General features: G+C 45.1%; 19 protein-coding genes. 15 read left to right on the top strand and 4 right to left on the bottom strand.

Features of this window, described 5'->3' with window-relative positions:
- Positions 1–119 precede the first annotated feature (119 nt).
- From elbB to B9T10_RS00925, 13 genes are all read left to right on the top strand, one after another.
- On the top strand, positions 120–800 hold the full coding sequence (elbB, locus tag B9T10_RS00985) for an isoprenoid biosynthesis glyoxalase ElbB (protein WP_008314354.1): 681 nt from the start codon (positions 120–122) through the stop codon (positions 798–800).
- A gap of 21 nt (positions 801–821) precedes the next feature.
- Positions 822–2,123 carry a homoserine dehydrogenase gene (locus B9T10_RS00980; RefSeq protein ID WP_094537580.1) on the top strand — a complete coding sequence of 434 codons (1,302 nt, stop codon included), beginning with the start codon at positions 822–824 and terminating at the stop codon, positions 2,121–2,123.
- Between the two features lie 42 nt (positions 2,124–2,165).
- Entirely contained in the window at positions 2,166–3,908 is a 1,743-nt protein-coding gene (ilvB, locus tag B9T10_RS00975) for a biosynthetic-type acetolactate synthase large subunit (RefSeq protein WP_094537579.1), read from the top strand.
- Positions 3,909–3,942: 34 nt separating this feature from the next.
- On the top strand, positions 3,943–4,440 hold the full coding sequence (gene ilvN, locus B9T10_RS00970; protein ID WP_063455842.1) for an acetolactate synthase small subunit: 498 nt from the start codon (positions 3,943–3,945) through the stop codon (positions 4,438–4,440).
- A 75-nt stretch (positions 4,441–4,515) separates the two neighbouring features.
- A complete protein-coding gene (gene ilvC, locus B9T10_RS00965) occupies positions 4,516–5,532 on the top strand; it encodes a ketol-acid reductoisomerase (protein WP_018122291.1) in 1,017 nt (338 codons plus the stop codon).
- 66 nt (positions 5,533–5,598) lie between these two features.
- Positions 5,599–6,975 (top strand): class II 3-deoxy-7-phosphoheptulonate synthase, encoded by a 1,377-nt coding sequence (locus tag B9T10_RS00960; RefSeq protein WP_018122292.1) that lies wholly within the window; start codon positions 5,599–5,601, stop codon positions 6,973–6,975.
- A 70-nt stretch (positions 6,976–7,045) separates the two neighbouring features.
- Complete coding sequence (locus B9T10_RS00955) at positions 7,046–8,002, top strand: acetyl-CoA carboxylase carboxyltransferase subunit alpha (RefSeq protein WP_008314347.1); 957 nt, start codon at positions 7,046–7,048, stop codon at positions 8,000–8,002.
- A gap of 6 nt (positions 8,003–8,008) precedes the next feature.
- Positions 8,009–8,899, top strand: a complete 891-nt coding sequence (locus B9T10_RS00950) for an ATP-binding protein (RefSeq protein WP_063503390.1) — start codon at positions 8,009–8,011, stop codon at positions 8,897–8,899.
- Between the two features lie 5 nt (positions 8,900–8,904).
- Positions 8,905–9,924, top strand: coding sequence for an SIS domain-containing protein (locus tag B9T10_RS00945; RefSeq protein ID WP_063455786.1), 1,020 nt, complete (start codon positions 8,905–8,907; stop codon positions 9,922–9,924).
- A gap of 1 nt (position 9,925) precedes the next feature.
- A complete protein-coding gene (nagA, locus tag B9T10_RS00940; protein WP_094537578.1) occupies positions 9,926–11,029 on the top strand; it encodes an N-acetylglucosamine-6-phosphate deacetylase in 1,104 nt (367 codons plus the stop codon).
- Between the two features lie 25 nt (positions 11,030–11,054).
- Entirely contained in the window at positions 11,055–11,960 is a 906-nt protein-coding gene (locus tag B9T10_RS00935) for an AEC family transporter (RefSeq protein WP_094537577.1), read from the top strand.
- A gap of 84 nt (positions 11,961–12,044) precedes the next feature.
- Complete coding sequence (gene dprA, locus B9T10_RS00930; protein ID WP_094537576.1) at positions 12,045–13,166, top strand: DNA-processing protein DprA; 1,122 nt, start codon at positions 12,045–12,047, stop codon at positions 13,164–13,166.
- Between the two features lie 3 nt (positions 13,167–13,169).
- On the top strand, positions 13,170–14,132 hold the full coding sequence (locus B9T10_RS00925) for a metal ABC transporter solute-binding protein, Zn/Mn family (protein ID WP_094488677.1): 963 nt from the start codon (positions 13,170–13,172) through the stop codon (positions 14,130–14,132).
- Here B9T10_RS00925 and B9T10_RS00920 read toward each other — a convergent pair.
- The 3 genes from B9T10_RS00920 to B9T10_RS00910 form a co-directional block, all read right to left on the bottom strand.
- Positions 14,118–14,615 (bottom strand): methylated-DNA--[protein]-cysteine S-methyltransferase, encoded by a 498-nt coding sequence (locus B9T10_RS00920; RefSeq protein ID WP_094537575.1) that lies wholly within the window; start codon positions 14,613–14,615, stop codon positions 14,118–14,120. The genes B9T10_RS00925 and B9T10_RS00920 overlap by 15 nt on opposite strands.
- Before the next feature lie 64 nt (positions 14,616–14,679).
- Positions 14,680–16,317 carry a lactate permease LctP family transporter gene (locus tag B9T10_RS00915; RefSeq protein ID WP_094488679.1) on the bottom strand — a complete coding sequence of 546 codons (1,638 nt, stop codon included), beginning with the start codon at positions 16,315–16,317 and terminating at the stop codon, positions 14,680–14,682.
- 95 nt (positions 16,318–16,412) lie between these two features.
- Positions 16,413–19,235, bottom strand: a complete 2,823-nt coding sequence (locus B9T10_RS00910) for an FAD-binding and (Fe-S)-binding domain-containing protein (protein ID WP_094537574.1) — start codon at positions 19,233–19,235, stop codon at positions 16,413–16,415.
- Between the two features lie 155 nt (positions 19,236–19,390).
- Between B9T10_RS00910 and lldD the strand changes: the two genes are divergently transcribed.
- Together lldD and dbpA are read left to right on the top strand one after the other, a co-directional pair.
- Complete coding sequence (gene lldD, locus B9T10_RS00905) at positions 19,391–20,521, top strand: FMN-dependent L-lactate dehydrogenase LldD (RefSeq protein ID WP_008314330.1); 1,131 nt, start codon at positions 19,391–19,393, stop codon at positions 20,519–20,521.
- Positions 20,522–20,662: 141 nt separating this feature from the next.
- Complete coding sequence (gene dbpA / locus B9T10_RS00900; protein WP_094537573.1) at positions 20,663–22,048, top strand: ATP-dependent RNA helicase DbpA; 1,386 nt, start codon at positions 20,663–20,665, stop codon at positions 22,046–22,048.
- On the opposite strand, the gene B9T10_RS00895 is transcribed toward dbpA, so the two are convergent.
- Complete coding sequence (locus tag B9T10_RS00895) at positions 22,035–22,577, bottom strand: thioredoxin fold domain-containing protein (RefSeq protein WP_094537572.1); 543 nt, start codon at positions 22,575–22,577, stop codon at positions 22,035–22,037. The genes dbpA and B9T10_RS00895 overlap by 14 nt on opposite strands.
- Positions 22,578–22,596 lie beyond the last annotated feature (19 nt).

The following is a 22,596-nucleotide window of genomic DNA, read 5'->3' as shown; positions in this document are numbered from 1 at the left end:
AAAAGCGGGGTTTCTCCCCCATATCGAATTCTTTGCATTTAGCTATAGCAATCTACAAAAATAGTCGATATGATCAAATGAATCGCAAATAAAAATAAATTTTACGGGGAGAGCATGAAATGAACAGGAAAGTTGCGTTCTTTTTATCGGGATCAGGACATTTAGATGGCACTGAGATTACAGAAGCTGTCACCTTGCGTGTTGCCCTTGCCCAACATGGCTTTGATGTGGTGTGCTTTGCCCCTAACCGATCTCAAACAGATGTCATCAATCATCAAGAACAAGAAGCAATGCCAGAGCTTCGCAATATTTTAGTGGAATCCTCACGCATTGCCCGCGGCAACATTGCCCCGATTGACCAATTTGATGCCAGTGAATATGTTGCAGTGATTATGCCAGGTGGCTTTGGCGCTGTGAAAAATTTCACAAATTTCATTGAAAAAGGCAATAAAGCCACCTTAATGAGTGACATCGGGCGCGCCTTAAATGATGCCATTGCCCATCATCTTTGGATCGTTGCCATTTGTGCCGCACCATTAGTGGCAGCGATTGCGATGCGTGATGCACAAAAAGCTGCCACTGTGAGCTTTGGCGCCGCTGAAAATGCGGGAAATTTTTTACCTGCATTAAATGATTGGAATATCAACCACATCGACACGAAATTACACGAAGGACACACCGATATTGAACATAAATTAATCACAAGTGGTGCTTACATGTTCCATGAAGCCACACCTTATGATATATCTTTATGTACAGGTTTTGTCATCGAAGAATTATTAAAACAGTTAACACATTAGTCACATTGGAATTATTAGCGCATGAAACGTTTGAATATTGGTATTTTAGGTTTTGGTACAGTTGCAACGGGAGTTGTGGATTTAATTAAAGAAAATCATGCGGAAATTACGCGTCGTACAGGGTACGAATTCGCGATTGAAAAAATCTTTGTGCGCTCAATGGATCGTGACAATCCTTATGGCTTATCCCTCACCACAGATGTCAATGATGTTTTGATGAACCCAAACATCGATGTGGTGGTTGAACTCATGGGCGGCATTGAGCCAAGCTTGGGTTACATTCAAACAGCCCTTGATCACAATAAACATGTGATCACAGCGAACAAAGCCTTAATTGCCACTCATGGTAATGAGCTCTTTAAGAAAGCGGCTGAAAAAGGTTTGATGCTCATGTTTGAAGCCTCCGTGGCTGGCGGTATTCCTGTGATCAAAACCTTACGCGAAAGTTTAATTGGTAACAAAATTGAGTCCTTAGCGGGTATCATCAATGGCACCGGCAACTACATCTTAACGGAGATGAAAGAGAAAGGCCGCTCCTTTGAAGATGCATTAAAAGATGCCCAAGCCTTAGGTTATGCAGAAGCTGATCCGACCTTTGACGTTGAAGGCATTGATGCTGCCCATAAACTCACCATTTTAGCTTCCATTGCGTTTGGCATTCCCTTGCAATTTGATAAAGTGTTCATTGAAGGCATCTCTTCTTTAGAAACTGAAGACATTCAATATGCCAATCAATTAGGCTACACCATCAAACATTTAGGCATCGCGAAATATCTACCCGAAGGCATTGAAATTCGCGTGCATCCCACTTTGATTCCAAAATCAGAGCTCATCTCTAACGTCAATGGCGTGATGAATGCCGTATTGGTCAAAGCCAATGGCGTTGGCCCCGTTTTAAGTTATGGCGCAGGTGCAGGCGGCAAACCCACAGCATCTTCTGTGTTATCTGACTTAGCGGACATCTCGCGCATGTTAGATGCTGATAAAGAGCACTATGTGCCCTATTTAGCCTTCCAAAATCAGGCGCTCTCTAATGCGCCCATTCTGCCACAAGCAGAGATCCACACAGCCTACTATTTAAGAATTAAAGCTGTGGACCAACCTGGTGTGCTTTCTGATATTACCCATATCCTAGCTCAGCATGATATTAGTATTGAATTGATGATCCAGACAAAATCTGTTGATGACAATCTCGCTAATATCATTATGACAACGCATGAAACGAAAGAACACTCGATTCTTGAATCCTTACGCGCGATCGAAGCACTCGCAAACATCCGCGGCAAGGCGAAGTTATTGAGAATCGAATCTTTCAGGTCATAGCATATTTAAAACAAATAGATACACACAAAACAGAGGTAAACCGTGAAATCTTCAGGTGCAGAAATCATTATAAAGTCTCTTATCGAGGAGAAAGTAGAATATATATTTGGTTATCCAGGGGGGGCTGTACTACCACTTTACGACACCATTTACCAACAAGATGAAATTAAGCACGTCCTCGTCCGCCACGAGCAAGCAGCAGCCCATGCGGCTGATGGTTATGCCCGCGTGACAGGCAAACCCGGCGTTGTTTTACTCACATCTGGCCCAGGGCTCACCAATGCTGTCACCGGCATTGCCACAGCTTATATGGACTCCATTCCGATGGTGGTCTTTTCAGGTCAGGTGGCCACAAGCTTGATTGGTAATGATGCGTTCCAAGAAGTGGACACCATTGGCATCACCCGTCCTTGTGTTAAACATAACTTCCTAGTCAAAAACGTTGAAGATTTAGCGATTACGATTAAAAAAGCGTTTCACATTGCCACAACGGGTCGCCCTGGCCCTGTGGTGATCGATGTGCCCAAAGACGTTCAGGTGGCTTTAGCAAAATTCAGCTACCCGAAAAAGATTGCCATGCGCTCTTACAATCCGATTGTCAAAGGTCATTCAGGACAGATCAAAAAAGCCTATAACCTTTTGATGACGGCAAAACGTCCGATGATTTATACCGGTGGCGGCGTCATTTTAGGCGATGCTTGCGATGAGTTGGTGGAAATGGTTCAACGTTTAAATGTGCCCATCACCAACACATTGATGGGTTTAGGGGCTTATCCTGCTTCTGATCGTCAATTTGTGGGCATGCTTGGCATGCACGGCACCTATGAAGCAAACATGGCGATGCACAATTGTGACGTGCTCTTTGCCATCGGTGCGCGTTTTGATGACCGCATCACTGGCGTGCTTGAGCACTTTTGCCCACATGCTAAAATCATTCACATTGACGTTGATCCTTCATCGATTGGTAAAAATGTGGTGACGGATATTCCATTGGTGGGTCAAGTCAAGCCAATTTTGACAGAGTTTTTAGAGCTCGTCAGAAGCGGTGAAAAGCAACTCAATCAAGACGCCTTAGCGAAATGGTGGAAAACCATTGATGATTGGCGCAAAATTGATTCTTTAGGTTATGACTTAACGCCCGGCATCATTCAGCCTCAACAAGTGGTGGAAGCCTTATATAAAGTGACAAAAGGCCAAGCCATTGTGACCACAGATGTGGGTCAGCATCAAATGTGGGCAGCGCAATATTATAAATTTGACAGCCCAAGACAGTGGATCAATTCAGGTGGCCTTGGCACCATGGGCTTTGGTTTACCCGCAGCCATGGGCGCTAAAATTGGTTGCCCAGATAAAGATGTGGCGTGCATCACGGGCGATGGCAGCATTCAGATGATGCTTCAAGAGCTTTCCACCATGTTGCAATATCACACACCTGTAAAAATTTTAAATTTAAACAACGGCTACCTTGGCATGGTTCGCCAGTGGCAAGAGTTCTTCTTTAAGAAGCGCTACTGCATGAGCTATTTCGAGTCGTTGCCGGACTTTATTGGTTTAGCAAAAGCCTACGGGCATGACGGGATTCAAATCAGAGATCCAAAAGATCTAGAACCCGCCCTTATCGAAGCCTTTAAGCAAAAAGATAAGACCATTTTCTTAGACATCATTGTGGATTCAGATGCGAACGTATTCCCCATGATTCCTGCCGGTAAAGGTCATCACGAGATGATTTTACGTGGTCGGGATAAAATGGAAAACACAACCGTTGATGGATTGAGCCAAGTATAAGGAGACAATGATGACGAACACAACTCAACAACCTATGCGACACATCATCTCCATCTTAATGGAGAATGAGTCAGGTGCCTTATCGCGCGTGGTGAATCTCTTCTCTGCTCGCGGTTATAACATTGAAAGTTTATCGGTTGCACCGACAGAAGATCAGTCAATTTCTCGATTGACCCTCGTGACCTTTGCAAATGCTGCAGTCATTGAGCAGATCGTCAAGCAACTCAATAAACTGATCGATGTGATCAAATTGGTGGATTTAACCGATGGCTCCCACATTGAGCGTGAAATCATGCTCATTAAAGTGAAGGCTGAATCTGAAAATGCCCGTGCTGAGCTGTATCGTTTGAACGATATGTTCCGCGGTCGCCTATTAGATGTCACCGAGTCAAGTTACACCATCGAAATGACCGGAACCGCCGATAAATTGAACGCTTTTGTCATTGCTGTCGAGACTCTTGGCATCATTGAAATTGTCCGTTCAGGTGCCCTTGGCTTAGTTCGTGGTGCAAAAGGCTTGACAATCAATTAACATTTTGACTATTACTATTAGCTGTTAGACTAAAAATAACAGCAACAAAAATTAACCGTTTAAAGGAATCGATTTATGAACATTTATTATGACAAAGATGCAGACTTATCCTTATTAAAAGACAAAACTGTTGCCATCATCGGTTACGGTTCACAAGGTCATGCACATGCACAAAACTTAAAAGATTCAGGTGTGAATGTGGTGGTCGGTCTTCGCAAAAACGGCGCATCTTGGTCAAAAGCAGTGAATGCAGGTCACACTGTGATGGAAGTGGCAGATGCAACAAAAGCCGCTGACCTTGTCATGATCTTATTGCCAGATGAAAATCAACCAGAAGTGTACGCAGAATCCATTGAGCCGAACATCAAAGAAGGTGCTGCCCTTGCCTTTGCTCACGGCTTTAACGTGCATTACAACCAAATCGTGCCACGTAAAGATTTAGACGTGATCATGATTGCACCAAAAGGCCCTGGCCACACTGTGCGTTCTGAATATGTTAAAGGTGGCGGCGTGCCAACATTGATCGCGGTTTACCAAGACACTTCAGGTAAAGCCAAAGAGATCGCATTGGCCTACGCATCTGCCAATGGTGGCGGCCGCGCAGGTGTGATTGAAACAGATTTCCGTGAAGAGACTGAAACAGACTTATTCGGTGAGCAAGCTGTATTATGTGGCGGTGCTGTTGAGTTGGTTAAAGCGGGCTTTGAAGTATTGACAGAAGCAGGTTATGCACCTGAAATGGCGTACTTTGAATGTTTACATGAGTTAAAACTCATCGTTGATTTAATGTACGAAGGCGGCATCGCGAACATGAACTACTCCATCTCTAACAACGCTGAGTATGGTGAATATGTGACCGGTCACGAAGTGGTCAATGCTGAGTCTAAAGAAGCGATGCGTCAAGCATTAAAACGCATCCAAACAGGTGAATACGCAAAAATGTTCATCTTAGAAGGCAAAACCAATTACCCTTCAATGACTGCGCGTCGTCGTTTGACAGCAGAGCACCCAATTGAAAAAACCGGTGCAAAATTGCGTTCTATGATGCCATGGATCGCACAAAATCGTTTAGTGGATCAGTCTAAAAACTAAAGTTTAATGATTAAAAAAGAAGACTGAATTCAGTCTTCTTTTTTTAGAAGTGAAAAGGATAAAATTATGTCTAATATTTGGACACCGGATAGTTGGAGAAAATTTCCTGCGGCACAAATGCCCAATTACCCAGATGCTGCAAAATTAAAAGAAGTTGAAGATCGTTTGCATCAAGCACCGCCACTGGTTTTTGCAGGGGAAGCTCGTACCCTGAAAAAAGCATTGGCAGAAGCTGCTTATGGACGCTCATTCTTATTGCAAGGTGGGGATTGTGCAGAGAGCTTTTCAGAATTCAACGCCACAAATATTCGAGATAGTTTTCGTGTGTTGTTACAAATGGCTGTCGTGCTCACCTTTGCGGCCAGCAGCCCTGTGATTAAAGTTGGGCGCATGGCTGGTCAATTTGCTAAGCCTCGCTCTGAAGATTTAGAAACCATCGATGGCATCACATTGCCAAGTTATCGCGGTGACATCGTCAATGGCATCGATTTTACCAAAGAATCCCGCACGCCGGATCCTGAGCGCTTATGGAAAGCGTATGGTCAAGCAGGTTTAACGCTGAACTTAATCCGTGCCTTTGCCACTGGCGGTTATGCAGATTTACACCGCGTCCAAGGCTGGACGATGGATTTCCTTGATGCAACGCCACAAGCAGCGCGCTATGCTGATCTTGCCAACCGCATTCAAGATGCCTTGAACTTTATGACAGCGTGCGGCATTCGCCCTGATTCAACCCGTGCCCTTAAGGAAGTGGATTTCTACACCTCTCATGAAATGTTGCTCCTTGGTTATGAAGAGGCCATGACGCGCGTCGACTCCACAACTGGTGATTGGTATGACACCTCTGCCCACTTCATTTGGATTGGTGAGCGCACCCGTCAATTAGATGGTGCACACATTGAATTTGCCCGTGGCATCTCTAACCCGATTGGCGTTAAAGTGAGCCAGCATTTATCCGGCGATGATTTAATTCGCTTGATTGACACGTTAAACCCGAACAATGAACCGGGACGCTTAACGCTCATCACGCGTATGGGGGATAAAAACCTTCTAGATTACTTGCCACAATTATTGCGCCGAGTGAAACAAGAAGGTCGCCATGTGGTATGGATTTGTGATGCGATGCATGGCAATACCATCAAAACTGAATCAGGTTATAAAACGCGTCCGTTTGACAGAATTTTAGCAGAAGTGACTGCATTCTTTGATGCGCACAATGCAGAAAAAACACACGCTGGTGGCGTTCACTTTGAGATGACCGGTAAAGATGTGACTGAGTGCACAGGTGGCGCACAAAATATCACAGATGCTGACTTATCAAGCCGTTATCACACACATTGTGATCCGCGTTTAAATGCAGCCCAAAGCTTAGAGTTGGCATTTTTAACCGCTGAAAAATTGAATGAACATAAAAAAATTATGGCTGATTATTTAGCAAAATAATCCGTTCTTTTTAGTTTTGAAATGGGCATGCTAGAATATGCCCATTTCGTTAACTCTAGGAGTATGAGTTTTGAACCCTAATTTTTTAAGTTTTGAAGCACCCATTTTAGAACTCGATGCTAAAATCGAAGCCTTAGAAAGCGCAGCTTCCCAAGCGGGCGCTGATGTGAGCGAGGCTTTGTCTTTGTTGCAAGCTGAGCGCAAAAATGAGATTAAATCCATTTTCTCTAAATTGTCGCCCTCACAAATCTCTCAAGTGGCGCGCCATCCTTTGCGCCCTTATACCTTTGATTACATCAAGTATTTAGCGACTGATTTCCAAGAGCTTCATGGCGATCGTGCGTATGCGGATGATAAATCCATCGTCGGTGGTTTTGCGCGCATTGGCGATCATCCTGTAATGATCATTGGCCATCAACAAGGCCGCGATACAAAAGAGAAAATTCAACGCAACTTTGGGATGCCACGTCCTGAAGGTTACCGCAAAGCATTGCGCTTAATGAAATTGGCAGAACGCTTTCATGTACCGATTGTGACATTTGTGGACACACCGGGGGCTTATCCTGGCATTGGTGCAGAAGAGCGCGGACAAAGTGAAGCCATTGCCCGTAACTTATTAGAGATGAGTAAACTTAAAGTGCCCACCATTTGCACCATCATTGGTCAAGGCGGTTCAGGCGGTGCATTGGCCATTGCTGTGGGTGACCGAGTAATGATGCTTCAATACTCCACATACTCTGTGATTTCCCCTGAAGGTTGCGCCTCCATTCTTTGGAAAAGCGCTGATAAATCAATGGAAGCTGCGAATGCAATGGGCATCACGGCCGATCGTTTGTCTGATCTTGAACTCATCGATTGCGTGATTCCTGAGCCTGAAGGCGGCGCGCATCGTAACCATGAAATGGTGGCGATGTCTGTTAAACATCAAATCCTCAAATACTTGAATGAATTAGAAGCGTTAGATCCTGACACACGCATGGAACAACGCTATGATCGCATCATGAAATTTGGACGATTCAAAGGGTAATTGCCCATGAGCAATCAATCTCTTCTCAATGAGCGACTCTTGTCGCTCATTGCTTTAATTGAGCCGCTCATTCCGAAAGTTCCTCTAAGTGTGGATTTTTCCGAATGCGCGGCCTTTCGTTGGGTGCGTGCTGATCAATGGATGCCTGCGCATCTTCAACCGATTCCCCGCTTTGCCGCCATTGATTATCAAAACTTAGTGGGCGTTGAGGATAAAATTGAGTGCCTTCGCCAAAATACATTACAGTTTTTGCATGGTTTACCCGCGAACAATGTGCTCTTAACCGGCGCGCGCGGCACAGGTAAATCCTCCCTCATTAAAGCAACGCTGACGGAATTTGCCGATCAAGGCTTAAAAATGGTCGAAATTGACCGCGATGCTTTAGATGATCTGCAAAAACTGCTCACACTGTTGAGTGAATCTAAGGAACGCTTCATCATCTTTTGTGATGATCTCTCCTTTGAAGCAAACGATGCGGCGTATAAATCATTAAAGGCGCTCCTTGATGGCTCTTTGATGAATCCACCCGAAAATATTTTATTTTATGCCACCTCAAACCGTCGTCATTTGCTGCCTGAATACATGAAAGATAACGAACAGGCACAACATGATCACAATGGCGAGGTGCATTTAGGCGATGCCATTGAGGAGAAAATCTCCCTCTCTGAGCGCTTTGGCTTATGGCTCACCTTTTATAGTTTTTCCCAAAAAGATTACCTCAATGTTGTCAAAAATTGGTTAACCACCTTAGATCCGGATTGTCATTTCACGCCTGACGCCGAACGCGAGGCGTTACAATTTGCTCTTTTGCGCGGATCACGCAGCGGCCGAGTGGCCATGCAGTTTGCCAAAAGCTTCTCAGGTGCACATCAACTTAAAAACATGAACAAGGAATAAAAATTATGTCCACGTATATGGCAAAGGAAATCCGAGAAATCCCAGATGTCATAGCCAAACAAGGGGAAAGCAATGCCCCAATGCTCATTAAATTGGCCGAATTCATTAAAAAAGAGACCATTCACGGCATCACGCTATTAGGGCGCGGCAGCTCAAAAAATGCTTGTTATTATGCCAAATACATTTTTGAAACAGCATTGAACATTCCTGTTTCTATGGCCTCACCTTCTGTGGCATCGATTTATGATCGCACCCTCAATTTTAACAACCATTTGTTGTTTGTCTGCTCACAATCAGGCTCAAGCCCTGACTTGATCAAATATGCAGAAAATGCCAAAGCGGGCGGCGCAACCCTCATTGGCTTGGTCAATGATGAAAACTCTCCGCTTGCAAAAATGTCTGACTTTTTGTTTGGCCTCAAAGCCGGCAAAGAGCACAGCGTGGCTGCGACAAAATCCTACATTGCCACCATTTACGCCTTTGCCTCCATTTATGCAATGTTCTGCGGTAAAAATGATTTGGCCGATGAATTGTATCATCTGCCAGAGGTGATGGATCAAGTGGTGCACACGCGTTGGGATCAATTTTCCGATGCAATGGTCACAGAAGATCAACTCTTTTGTTTAGGCCGCAGCTTTAACTTTAGTACCGCTAAAGAAGTCGCATTGAAGTTCAATGAAACGTGCCAAGTGTTTGCAAAAGATTATTCATCCTCTGAATTTTTCCATGGTCCCCTTGCCCTCATCGAACGCGGCATTCCGATTTTGCACTTTTTAATGAATGATGAAAGTCATAAAGTGTCCGTGGAAACCACCGAAAAACTCTTAAATTTAGGGGCAAATGTCTACACTGTGGACAGTAAAGCCTTTGATGAAAAAACCTTGGTCATTCCAGCATCTTCGCCACTCATTCAGCCAATGATTCAAACCACAGCGCTCTACAGCATCATCGAAGAGATCGCCATGAAAAAAGGCATGAATCCTGATGAGCCACCTTTCCTCAATAAAGTGACCAAAACGGTTTAATATGGCGCAATCTCTCTTTGCTTCTCACATTTATGATGGTCAAATGCACCATCATGATGCGTGGCTCAACATTGAGCACAACCGCGTGCACAGCATCACAAAAAGCCCCGTGTTTTTATCCCAAAGCTATTACAGTGATGGCATGTTGATTCCGGGCTTCATTGATTTACAAGTCAATGGCGGCGGTGGCGTACTCTTTAACAATGAGCCCACACTAGAAGGCATCCGCACGATTGTCAATGCGCACCGCGCCCTTGGCACGCATCATATGATGATCACTTTGATCACCAGTGATGATGATACCATTGCTCGTGCTTTAGATGCAGTGGAAGCCGCTATGGAAGAGAAAATGCCGGGGTTATTGGGCATTCATTTAGAAGGCCCGATGATCAATGCAGCAAAACGCGGCATTCACTTTGAAAAAAACATTCATCCATTGAGTGATGCGCTGCTGCAAAGTTTAACGCAGCGCAACCTTGGCAAAGTGATGATCACGCTCGCGCCTGAAGCTGTGCCCCCATCGATGATTCAATCCTTAACAGACGCAGGCATCATCGTATTTGCAGGGCACACGCACGCAACGGCTGATGAGGCACAAATCGCCCTCAATCATGGTTTAAAAGGTTTTACCCATCTCTTTAATGCAATGCCGCCAATGCTGTCACGCGAGCCTTCCATTTTAGGTGTCGCATTGAGTGACCAAAACAGTTATGGTTCCATCATTCATGATGGCATTCATGTCGATCCGATTATGGTCAAAATTGCCATTGAGGCTAAACATCCTGACAATATTGTGCTCGTCACAGATGCAATGGCAACCTTAGGCAGTGATTTAATGCACTTTGATTTTAATGGGCACACCATTTATCGTGAGGAAAATCGCCTAGTGAATCACGAAGGCAAGCTTGCTGGCGCGCACATTGATCTATATTCATGCATTCAAAATACGATGGCGCTAAATTATTCTTTTGAAAAAAGTTTACAGATGGCAACGCGCAATCCTTCGACAGTTTTAGGGCTTTATCCGACCGTGGGTTCACTCAAAAAGTGCGCAAATGCTAACGTCAACCACATCAATGGTGATAAAATAACGCCCCTTCTGTAACAACCTCAATTGGCGAAAATCAATTATGAGCGGTTTAATTTTTATCATCATCTGTCTTGGCGTAGGCAAGCTACTGTCCCGATTAACCAACCCCCAAGAACTCATCCGAACCCTGAATCTTCTCGTTGTCCGTGTGGCATTGCCTGCATTGATTCTCGATAAAATTCACACCATTAATCTAGAGGGTGATGCCTTCTTCCCCATTTTATCCCCGTGGATAGCCTTTATTGTAGCGGTTGGCGCCATCTATGCCATCCGCTTTTTTATTCCCTTCTCGAAAGTTACCACAGGCTGCTTGATCCTCATTTGTGGTACAAGTAACACCTCATTTGTGGGCTTTCCTTTACTGCAAGCCATTTTAGGGCATGATGCGCTCAATGTAGCCATCATTGTGGATCAATCAAACCTCATATTGCTCTTTACCATGGGGATTTTGGTGGCCAATCTTTACTCTGGCACCTCAGTGAATTTTAAACAGATCTTCCTGCGTTTACTCATCTATCCACCCGTTGTGGCACTCATTTTAGGTGTATTATTGCGCCCGATCGAATATCCTGAAGCCATTGAATATGCCTTAAGCGCCTTTGGTTCATTGTTAACCCCCTTAACCATGCTCTCCATCGGCTGTAGTTTGAGCTTACCGCGCGATAAAAGCATGATCAAAATGATCTCCATTGGACTCATTGTTAAATTGATCATCATGCCGTTATCCATCGCCATCCCTGCGCTGTTCATCTTTGATCACATCTTAAGCCCAATGACGGCAATGGTGACGATTTTAGAGATCGGTATGGCGCCTATGGTGATGAGCGTCATCATTGCGGCGGATAAAAACTTAGATCCTGAATTGGCAAATTTCCTCACAAGCATCGGGATTCCCGTCTCGTTTGTGACGATCGTCCTTTGGCATTTGATCATTCCGCTCGTTTAATTTAGCCCTTAAAATTTACCTATTGACAGCTTTGCTATACTCTTAGAGAGATAAAAATTTCTCATTTCAAAAAGGGTAATGGCAATGCTGATCGATTGGTTAACGCTTTATTATACAAAGCATATTGGCGCAAAACGATTGATGCAATTGGTGGCACATTTTGATTCTGCCACCCTTGCAGTCAACGCCTCTAACAGTGACTGGCGAAAAGCTGGCATGACAGATCAAGTCATCGCCGCACGGGCGGATGCATCTCGTAAAAAGGCAGAATCTGCCCTTTTATGGATGGAGAGTGACCCACTCAATCATATCCTTGTGGTGACCGATCAACGTTATCCTGAATTGCTGCGCATTTGTGATGATCCGCCAGCGCTCTTATTTGTGCGCGGCAATCCGGATATTTTATCAAATCCGCAGCTTGGCATTGTGGGCACGCGTCACCCCACAAAAGAAGGCGAGCAAAATGCCTATCATTTTGCAAAACAATTAGGAGAATATGGGCTCACCATCACCAGCGGCCTTGCCATGGGGATTGATCAATTTGCCCATGATGGTACGCTTGCGAGTCCCTCACCCACCATTGCGGTGCTTGGTACAGGCTTAAATGAGATTTATCCGAAACACAATCGCCGATTGGCTGAAAAAATTGTGGCGCATAATGGCGCATTGGTCAGTGAATTTCCGCTCCATACGCCGCCGATTCCAAATAACTTCCCTAAGCGCAACCGCATCATTGCCGGTTTATCCTTAGGCGTTTTAGTGGTGGAAGCGGCCGATCAATCGGGCTCTCTCATTACAGCACGCTTAGCGAATGAATCGAGCCGCGAAGTATTTGCCATTCCAAGTTCCATTCACAATCCTCAATCGAAAGGATGCCATCGCCTCATTCGTGAAGGGGCAAAATTGGTGGAATCCACCTTTGATATTTTCTCAGAGCTCAAACATTGGTTGCCAAAGACAAATGCCAGCGAACCACAGCCCACAGCCCTCACACCATTGCAACCGGTGCGTAAAATTGTGCCTGCGCCCACCGATCCCATTGAGCGCCAAATCTTTGAGCTGCTCACCGAACCCCTCACCATCGATGACATCGTGGTGAGAACACAACTTGACACACACATTGCCACACAAGCCATCATGATGATGGAACTTGAAGGCACCATTGTGCGTCAAGATTCTCAACACTTTATACAAGGAACTGTGTAATTTATGAAAAAACTTCTCTTATCCGCCCTCTTTGCGTCAAGCTTATCCCTAAGCTTTGCAGAGCTCAACGTGGTGACATCCTTTTCCATTTTAGAAGACATCACTGCGAACATCGGGCAAGATAAAGTCAAAATCACCTCCATGATTAAGCGCAATCAAAACCCGCACAATTATGAGCCCACCATGTCCGACATTCAGAGCCTATACAATGCGGATTTACTCATCATCAATGGGCTCAATTTCGAGCATTGGCTCAAGCGCGCTACTAAGCAATCAAACTTTAAAGGCGAAATTGTGACCGCAAGCGATGGCATCAAAGTGATTCATTTAGCAGAAGATGAACAGCATCACCATCATCACGACCATGATGATCATGATCACGACCATCACCACCATGATCATGGCGATACAGATCCACATGTGTGGCAAAACCCACTCAATGGCATCATCATGGCCAACAACATTGCCAAAGCACTCTCTGAAAAAGATCCTGAAAACAGCGAATTTTATGCCAAAAATCTAGAAGCGTATCAAGAAAAGTTACATCAAGTGGATCAAACCATTATGCATTCGCTCAACGATAACCCAAGCCAACCACTTAAAGGCATTGTGCTCCATGACAGTTATCGTTATTTCTCTGAACGTTATCCGATGATGTTTTTCCCTGTGCTAGATGCCCATAGTTTAAGCGAGCCTTCTGTCAAAGTGTTTGCGGGCATTCAAACCATGATCAAAGACAATCAAATCCCTGTGATTTTCTCTGAATCCATGGAGCAAAGCCGTTTTGTGAATACAGTTGTGAAGGACTATCACATCACCGATGGTGGACAACTCATCTCTGACACCATTATGCCCAAAGGTGAGCCTTGTGACTCTTACATCGGTTTATTAGAGTGTAATTTAAACACCATTAATCAAGCCTTTGACAAAGTGCGCAAAGCGAAAGATGAGTCAGGATTGCTCTAATGTCAACAATGCTTCTTTTCGATGCAGCCCGCCTGCATAGCCGACCAATGCGCCATTGCTGCCAATCACACGGTGACAAGGCACCAATATACTCAGGGGGTTCTTCCCATTCGCGCTAGCAATAGCGCGGATGGCCCTTTCATTGCCATATCGCACCGCTTCAGTTTTATAACTGATGGTTTGCCCATACGGAATCTCTAATAAAATTTGCCACACCGCCTGCTGAAAGGGCGTGCCAGACAACACCATCGGCACCGTAAAATTTGTCCGTTTCTTTTGAAAATACTCTTCTAACTCTTCCATCAATTGCGACAATACAGCATTGTTACCTGCTTTTGCGGTCATTTGATGACGTTTTTCCATGCGCTGAATAGAACTGAATACATCCTCTTCCACAAAATCAACCGCACACACGCGATCACCAAACGCGCACAACACCATTTGCCCGAGCGGTGATTCCATATATACATATTTTAAATCCATGTTGCCTCCATCAAAAAATCCTCCATGAAGGAGGATTTTATCGATTCATACGGTCAATGACACTTTATTTATTAAAGAAGATCAATGTCCATGGCATCACATAAGCTTGTAAGATCGTCAATAAGCCCACAAAGCTACAGAAGATCAAGCTGTGTTTCACCGTGAATCTAAAGAGCTCAGACTCTTTACCCACAATCCCTGTTGCCGCACATGCCACCGCAATTGATTGTGGAGAGATCATTTTACCCGTCACACCCCCTGTGGTATTTGCCGCCACCAATAATTCAGGCGTCACATTGAGCTGATGCGCCACGTTTGCTTGCAATGAGCTAAAGAGCGCATTTGATGACGTATCTGAACCCGTTAAGAATACACCGAGCCAACCTAAGAATGGCGCGAAGAATGGGAACAATACGCCCGTTTGAGCGAGAAGCAATGCCAATGTTGAAGATAAACCAGAATAGTTCGCGATAAAGGCAAAGCCTAACACCAAGCCAATGGATAAAATTGGCATTCTGAGTTCATACAATGTTTCTGTGAAGGTTTTGATGCCATCTGTGACCTTCATGCGTAAAATCACCATAGAAATCACACATGCAATCAGAATCGATGTGCCCACTGCCCCCAAAATATTTAAGGTATAAACAGCCGCATATGCTGTCGGTTCTTCAACGATGGGCGCTGCCTTCATCACTAAATTGTGTAAAAATGGTACTTCAAATTTGAAGGTGGCAAAGGTTAATAATGCTTGAACAGATTTAAAGCTCCACAATGTCACCATGATGGTCAATACAATGAACGGTGACCATGCAATGAAGATTTGCTTCATGGAGTAACCACTGGCTTGTCTTGGCGATGGCTTTCTTTGACCATCAAATGTGAAGATCTCTTTAGGCTGCCAAACACGAAGGAATAATGTTAAACAGATGAGGCTCACCAATGCAGAGGTGATGTCTGGCAATTCTGGGCCCACAAAGTTCGCCGTTAAGAATTGCGTGATGGCAAAGGAAACGCCGCTCACTAAAACAGCTGGCCACGTTTGACGCACACCGCGCCAGCCATCCATCATTGCCACTAACCAAAATGGTACGATGATGGATAAAATCGGTAACTGACGACCCACCACTTGGCCAATGTGGAATGCATCTAAATGAGACACTTCTCCCGCCACAATGATCGGAATGCCCATTGCGCCAAATGCAACAGGTGCTGTATTGGCGATCAAACATAAACCGGCTGCATACAAAGGTTTAAAGCCTAAACCCACCAACAATGCGGCTGTAATGGCAACCGGTGCACCAAAACCTGCCGCCCCTTCTAAGAAGGCACCGAATGCAAAACCCACCAATAACAACTGTAAGCGTTGATCTTCGGTAATGGAGATGATCGATGAGCGGATGATGTCAAACTGCCCTGTTTTCACAGCAATTTTATACAAGAAAACGGCAGTGATGATGATCCACGCAATCGGCCATAAGCCATACACAAAGCCATAACCTGAGGCTGCAAATGCCATGGTCACTGGCATGTCGTAGACAAAAATTGCCACTAAAATGGCCATCGACAATGTCAATAATCCGGCTAAATAGCCTTTAATTTTAAAAACCGTCAAACACAAGAAAAACGTTACAATTGGCAATACAGCAAATAGTGAAGAGACACCCAGATTCATAATGGGTGTGTAATTTTGCATCCATGTCATAAAATACCTCTGTCAAAAAAAGGCTAGTTGAAAGACCGATCTACCACAATATAGATCGGCATAATTTACAAGTTACAGATAGGTGAATGGTTTAACTAACCTGAACAGTGATTAAGCAAAGCTTCAATGCTGTGATACTCAATGCCGGAATGTTCAGTCAAACCCATTTGGCAAGTGCGGCTCATGGAGACTCCATGTTCGCAGTTGCTTGGAATGTTCTGCTTTAATAAACGCAATGCATTGGCATTGAGCTCTGGCAAAAACATCCCCTTATTACCCGCATATCCACAACACGCAATGTTGGTGAAGTTCAGCGAATCCGTGCAAGCGGCCGCTAATTGTGTGAGCGCGGTGCCGCTGTTCATTTTCGTGGCCGAACATGGAATATGCAGGGATAATTGCTCACGCTTATGCACGATGGTCAATTTTGGCAACACAAAGGCTGCTAAAAATGAGGCGGCATCATACAATTTTAAGCGTGCATCAATCAAGCCTTGTTCTTGCGCATCAAATAAGCGCAAGGCGCACGGTGCATTGTCAATATAAACAGGATATTGTCCATCTTGACTCGCTTGTAATAACGCTTGGTTCACGCGGTTTGCCGCGCGTTCACTCGCTAAAACTTCTTTGAGTGAATCAAAGGGCTGCCCGCAGCACAGTGATTGATAATCCTCTGGAAAAATGGCGCGGTAACCGGCCTTTTTAAATAAGGACAGTGTGTGATCCGCCACTGATGTTGCCTCTTTTGTGCCTTCTGCAAAGGTGCGATTGACGCACGAGACAAAATAGACCACCGGCGTTTGATCGGTTGCCACAATTGGCGCAATGGGCTTGGCAGCTTTTGGCAAATGCTCGGGCAAAATCGGAATGCCTTTAAACACAGAATGTAGGGATTTTGTGATCCCATGACTGCGTTTTGCACCCAATACATGAGCACCTTTGAGCATTGTGCGCGCTGTTTTGCTTAAAAAGTTAATGTGGGACTCTGCATAATTGGCTAAATCCGGTTGGCGATTGGCAGTTTTGAGAGATTTCATCATCTCGCCGGTATTGATACCAATTGGGCAACGGGTGGCGCACATGCCGGTTGTGGCGCATGTGTCAATCCCCATGTAGGGATAGACTTTTTGAATGGATGCCAATAACTCAGGATGCTCGCCGGTGCGTGTTAAATGCTCATGCTGACGCCACAATACAATGCGCTGACGTGGCGTTAAAGATAAACCATCGGATGGGCACGCAGGCTCGCACAAACCACATTCAATGCATTGATCAATGATGGGATCAGATTCTGGCATCGCTTTGAGCTTCTTCAAATGCAAATGCGGATCATCGGTGATGATGACATCAGGATTTAAAATGCCCAAGGGATCAAACAGCGCTTTGATGCTGCGCATGATGCCATAAGCATCCTCGCCCCACTCCACTTTCACAAAGGGTGCAATGTTGCGCCCTGTGCCATGCTCAGCTTTTAAAGAGCCATTGAAGTCAACTGCCACAATTTCAGCCAATGCCGCCATAAAGCCGTTATAACGCGACACTTCAGCGTCACTGTCAAGCTTTGGCGTTAGGATGAAATGGAGATTACCCTCAAGCGCATGCCCCATGATCATCCCCTCTTCATAGCCATACGCTTTCAATAGCTTTGTTAAAGCACGCATGCCTTCAGCTAAGCGTTCAATCGGGAATGCCACATCTTCTGTGATCAAATTACTGCCAAGGGGACGATTGCCGCCAATGATGGGCAATAAGCCTTTACGCACGCTCCAATAAAGATCCGTCACCACCGTATCTTTTGAAAATGTGCTGTGCTCCGTTGCTCCGTGATCCGCCACCAATTGATTGATGAAGGCAATTTGTTCATCAAGCATGGCATCATCTTTCGCTTTCGTTTCAATGAGTAAGCAACCTGAATCTTCCGGAATCTCTTGATAGAAAAAGCTTGGCAAACGATCGACAATATTTTCGCCCACACAGCGAATGCTACGCGCATCGAGCAACTCCACAGAATCCACAGTCGCTTGCTGACGAAGCGCGGTGACAGCATTGCAGCAATTGTCTAAATCATCAAAATAGATCAGTGCGGAGGCTTTATGAGGATGATCCACCACCGTTTTATAGGTGATTTCACTGATAAAACCTAATGTGCCTTCTGAACCGATCATCAAATGGGTGAGCATGTCAATCGGATCATCAAAATCCACCAACGCATTGATGCCATAACCTGTGGTGTTTTTCAGGCGATATTTATGACGAATGCGCGATTCAAGTTCAGGATTGCTGCGAATTAAATCAGACAATCCCTTTAAATCTGCCAAAAATTGCCCGTGTGAGGCTTTAAAATCAGCAATACTTTTTGCATCTGCAGTGTCTAAAATTGTGCCATCTGCTAGGATCACGCGCATCGTATCTAACGTGTGATAGCTGTTATCTTTTGTCCCACAACACATGCCACTTGAGTTATTAGCTGCGATCCCACCAATTCTAGCCGTATTGATGGTGGCAGGATCGGGTCCAATCTTCCGCCCAAAAGGCTTGAGGATGAGGTTCGCATTTGAGCCGATCACCATCGGGCGCAATTTGATTTTATCGCCCTTGTCCAAAATTTTGGCATCCACAAATTCATCACCTAACAACACCAAAATAGAATCTGATGATGTTTGACCGGACAATGAGGTTCCTGATGCCCGAAAAGTGATCGGCAAATGATATTGTGCCGCAAGCTGCATAATATTTAACACCTCTTTTTCGTTTTGTGCACGCACCACAACCTCTGGCACATAACGATAGCAACTTGCATCTGTTCCATAGGCGAAACGTACCGCAAGCTCAGTATAAATCTGCGCTTTTGGTAAAACTTCACCAAGCGCCTGCACAAATAATGCATGCGACTTTTTCAGCTGAGAAACCCCTTCCATATCCTAATATCCAAAAAAATGTTATTTAATTATTCCAATCTGCGTTAAATCGCTTTATGATTTGTTTTTTCTTACCGTATGCGAAAAAGTAAATGAATTGTAGTTTAGTTGTCAAGCAATTCATTGAGTCAAACAGTTAACCATTGGAGAAAAACATGATTGTTTCAGCCTCAACAGATTACCGAAAAGCCGCTAAACGCACGCTTCCGCCCTTCTTGTTTCATTACATTGATGGGGGTGCTTATGCTGAGCATACTTTAAGACGCAATGTAGAAGATCTCTCTGACATTGAATTGAAACAACGCGTTTTGAACAACATGGAACACGTCAGCACAGAAACTGAACTTTGGGGTGAAAAACTGGCCTTGCCTGTGATTCTTGCGCCTGTGGGTTTAACCGGTATGTATGCGCGCCGCGGTGAAGTACAAGCCGCAAAAGCTGCTGCAAACAAAGGCATTCCCTTCACATTGTCCTCAGTGTCTGTGTGCCCGATTGAAGAAGTTGTCCCAGCCATTGATCGCCCAATGTGGTTTCAATTGTATGTACTCAAAGATCGCGGCTTTATGAAAAATGTTCTTGAACGTGCAAAAGCCCAAGGCGTCACCACGCTTGTCTTTACGGTAGACATGCCAACACCGGGCGCACGTTATCGCGATGCACACTCTGGCATGAGCGGGCCTTACGCAAATGTTCGCCGCATCGGTCAAGCCATGGTTCATCCTAAATGGGCATGGGACGTGGGTTTAAATGGTAAACCACATGATCTTGGCAACATCTCAAAATACTTTGGCTCCGCCATTGGCCTTGAAGATTACATCGGTTGGCTCACGAAAAACTTTGACCCATCGATCTGTTGGAAAGATTTGGAATGGATCCGTGAATTCTGGGATGGCCCAATGATCATCAAAGGCATTTTAGATCCAGATGATGCACGCGATGCAGTCAGCTTTGGGGCGGATGGTATTGTGGTATCTAACCATGGTGGCCGTCAATTAGATGGCGTATTGTCCTCTGCACGCGCCCTGCCTCCAATTGCAGATGCCGTCAAAGGTGACCTTAAAATCTTGGCAGATTCAGGCATTCGCACAGGACTTGATGTGGTGCGCATGTTAGCGCTAGGAGCCGACAGTGTGATGATTGGCCGCGCCTTTGCCTATGCGTTAGCGGCAAATGGTCAAGCCGGTGTTGAAAACTTACTCGATCTTTTCCAAAAAGAGATGAAAGTTGCCATGACCTTAACTGGTGCAAACACCATTGCAGACATTACCTCAGACATTTTAGTTTAAAAAAAGCAACGGCAACACGACACAACATTCAAAAGCCGATGAATTTCATCGGCTTTTTGCCAATAAAGATGGCGTTGCGTGACAATTTTCCGTATAGTGAAACCTTTATGTCTTTCATTAACATCGAGAATCACTGTGTCTATGCAATTTTCTGAACTCCCTTTACCGGCTGCGCAACTTAAAAACCTTCAAGATTTGGGTTATCAATCCACAACGCCCATTCAAGCTGCAGCCCTACCGGCCATTTTAAAGGGGAAAGATTTGCTGGGCCAAGCCAAAACCGGCAGCGGTAAAACAGCCGCCTTCGGCATTGGCGTGTTAGAAAGCATTGATGTCACGCGCTTTGCCACGCAAGCTTTGGTGATTTGCCCCACGCGTGAACTTGCCGATCAAGTGAGTAAAGAGCTGCGCCGTTTAGCCCGTTACATTCCAAATCTTAAAATTTCAAGCATTTGTGGTGGTACGCCGATTGCCCGTCAAATCCATGCCATGAGTCAGCATCCACCCCACATTGCTGTGGGTACGCCCGGCCGCTTGTTAGATCACCTGAAACGCAATACATTGAGCCTTAAATCCCTTAAAGTTTTGGTGCTCGATGAAGCCGATCGCATGTTAGACATGGGCTTTGCCGATGAAATGGATGCCATCATTGAACATGCTCCGCGTCAACGCCAAACATTGCTATTTTCAGCCACATTCCCTGAGAACATCGAAGCCATCAGCGCGCGCATTCAGCACAATCCTGTGCGCGTAACGGTGGAAGAAACACCTGAGGACAAACCAAACATTGATCAATCGGTTGTCATTGTGGACAATCAAGGTGCAAAAGCTGCCACAACCGCCGCGCTGCTTTACCATTATGCGCCAGAATCCACCGTCATTTTCTGTAACACCATTGCCGCCTGCCAAGAGCTTGAAGATTATCTCTTTGAGCAAGACATTGATGTGGTTTCTCTTCACGGAGACCTTGAACAGCGCGAGCGTGATCAAGTGTTATTGCGCTTTAGTAATGGCAGCACCCGCGTATTGGTGGCAACCGATGTGGCGGCGCGTGGCTTAGACATCGCTGATTTATCCATGGTGATCAACTATGATCTACCCTTTGATCCTGAAGTGTACGTACATCGCATTGGCCGCACAGGGCGCGCAGGCAAAACAGGCATTGCCGTCAGTTTAGTGGTGATGGATAAATTGCATCGTCTCCAAGAGATTGAAAAATATCAAGATCAAACCATCACGCAATACCCTGCTGAACATTTTAAAGATGTTAAGCCCATCTCATTGATCGCTAAAATGAGCACCATCGAGATCAGCGAAGGTAAAAAATCCAAAATCAGCGCCGGTGATATTTTAGGCGCTTTGACTGCAAAAGGTGAAATCGCTGGGAAAGATGTGGGAAAAATCACTCTATTGCCGATGCAAGCTTATGTAGCCATCAGTCGCGAACATGCAAAACAGGCGGTGGATCAAATCTGGAAAAATCCCATCAAAAACATTCGCTGCCGCGCACGCATCATTGGGGATTAACACGCTGCCATGAGTCAAAGTCGAGCGTGCCATTGAGTCCCGCTCGAATCTCTTTCGGCGACATAAAGCCACTGACTTTACGTCCATTGTCTAGAAAAATTGAAGGCGTGCCAAAGACTTGCATGGCTTTCGCGGCAATGTGTGCGTTAGATAAAATCGGTGCATCACATGGGCGCGCTTTGAATTTGCCATAAATCATCGCAGCATCCAATAAAAAATGTTGTTGATCCTGCGGCGCGCACCAAATGGATTCTAAAATGGGCTTTGATTCAGCCATCAAAGGAAAAGGCACGAAACGCACCGTGATGCCATGATCCGTAAAATCTGCCAGATTGTGATGTAATTCTCGGCAATATGGGCACAATACATCCGTAAAAATCGTAACGGTGTGGGTTTCATTCACAGCCGGATAAATGATCATCATAGATTCATCTAAATTCTCTAATAATGCTTTTCGATCAATGGTTTCAGCCACTGCCATCGTCAACATCAGCCACAATATACCGACAATACTCACCACTCGTTTCATATTCCCTCCATAAAAAATG

Origin of the sequence: Wohlfahrtiimonas chitiniclastica, from assembly GCF_002252325.1 — a bacterium.
GTDB lineage: Bacteria > Pseudomonadota > Gammaproteobacteria > Cardiobacteriales > Wohlfahrtiimonadaceae > Wohlfahrtiimonas > Wohlfahrtiimonas chitiniclastica.
The sequence above is the reverse complement of the archived record's forward strand: the minus strand, read 5'-3'. Positions and strand labels throughout refer to the sequence as shown.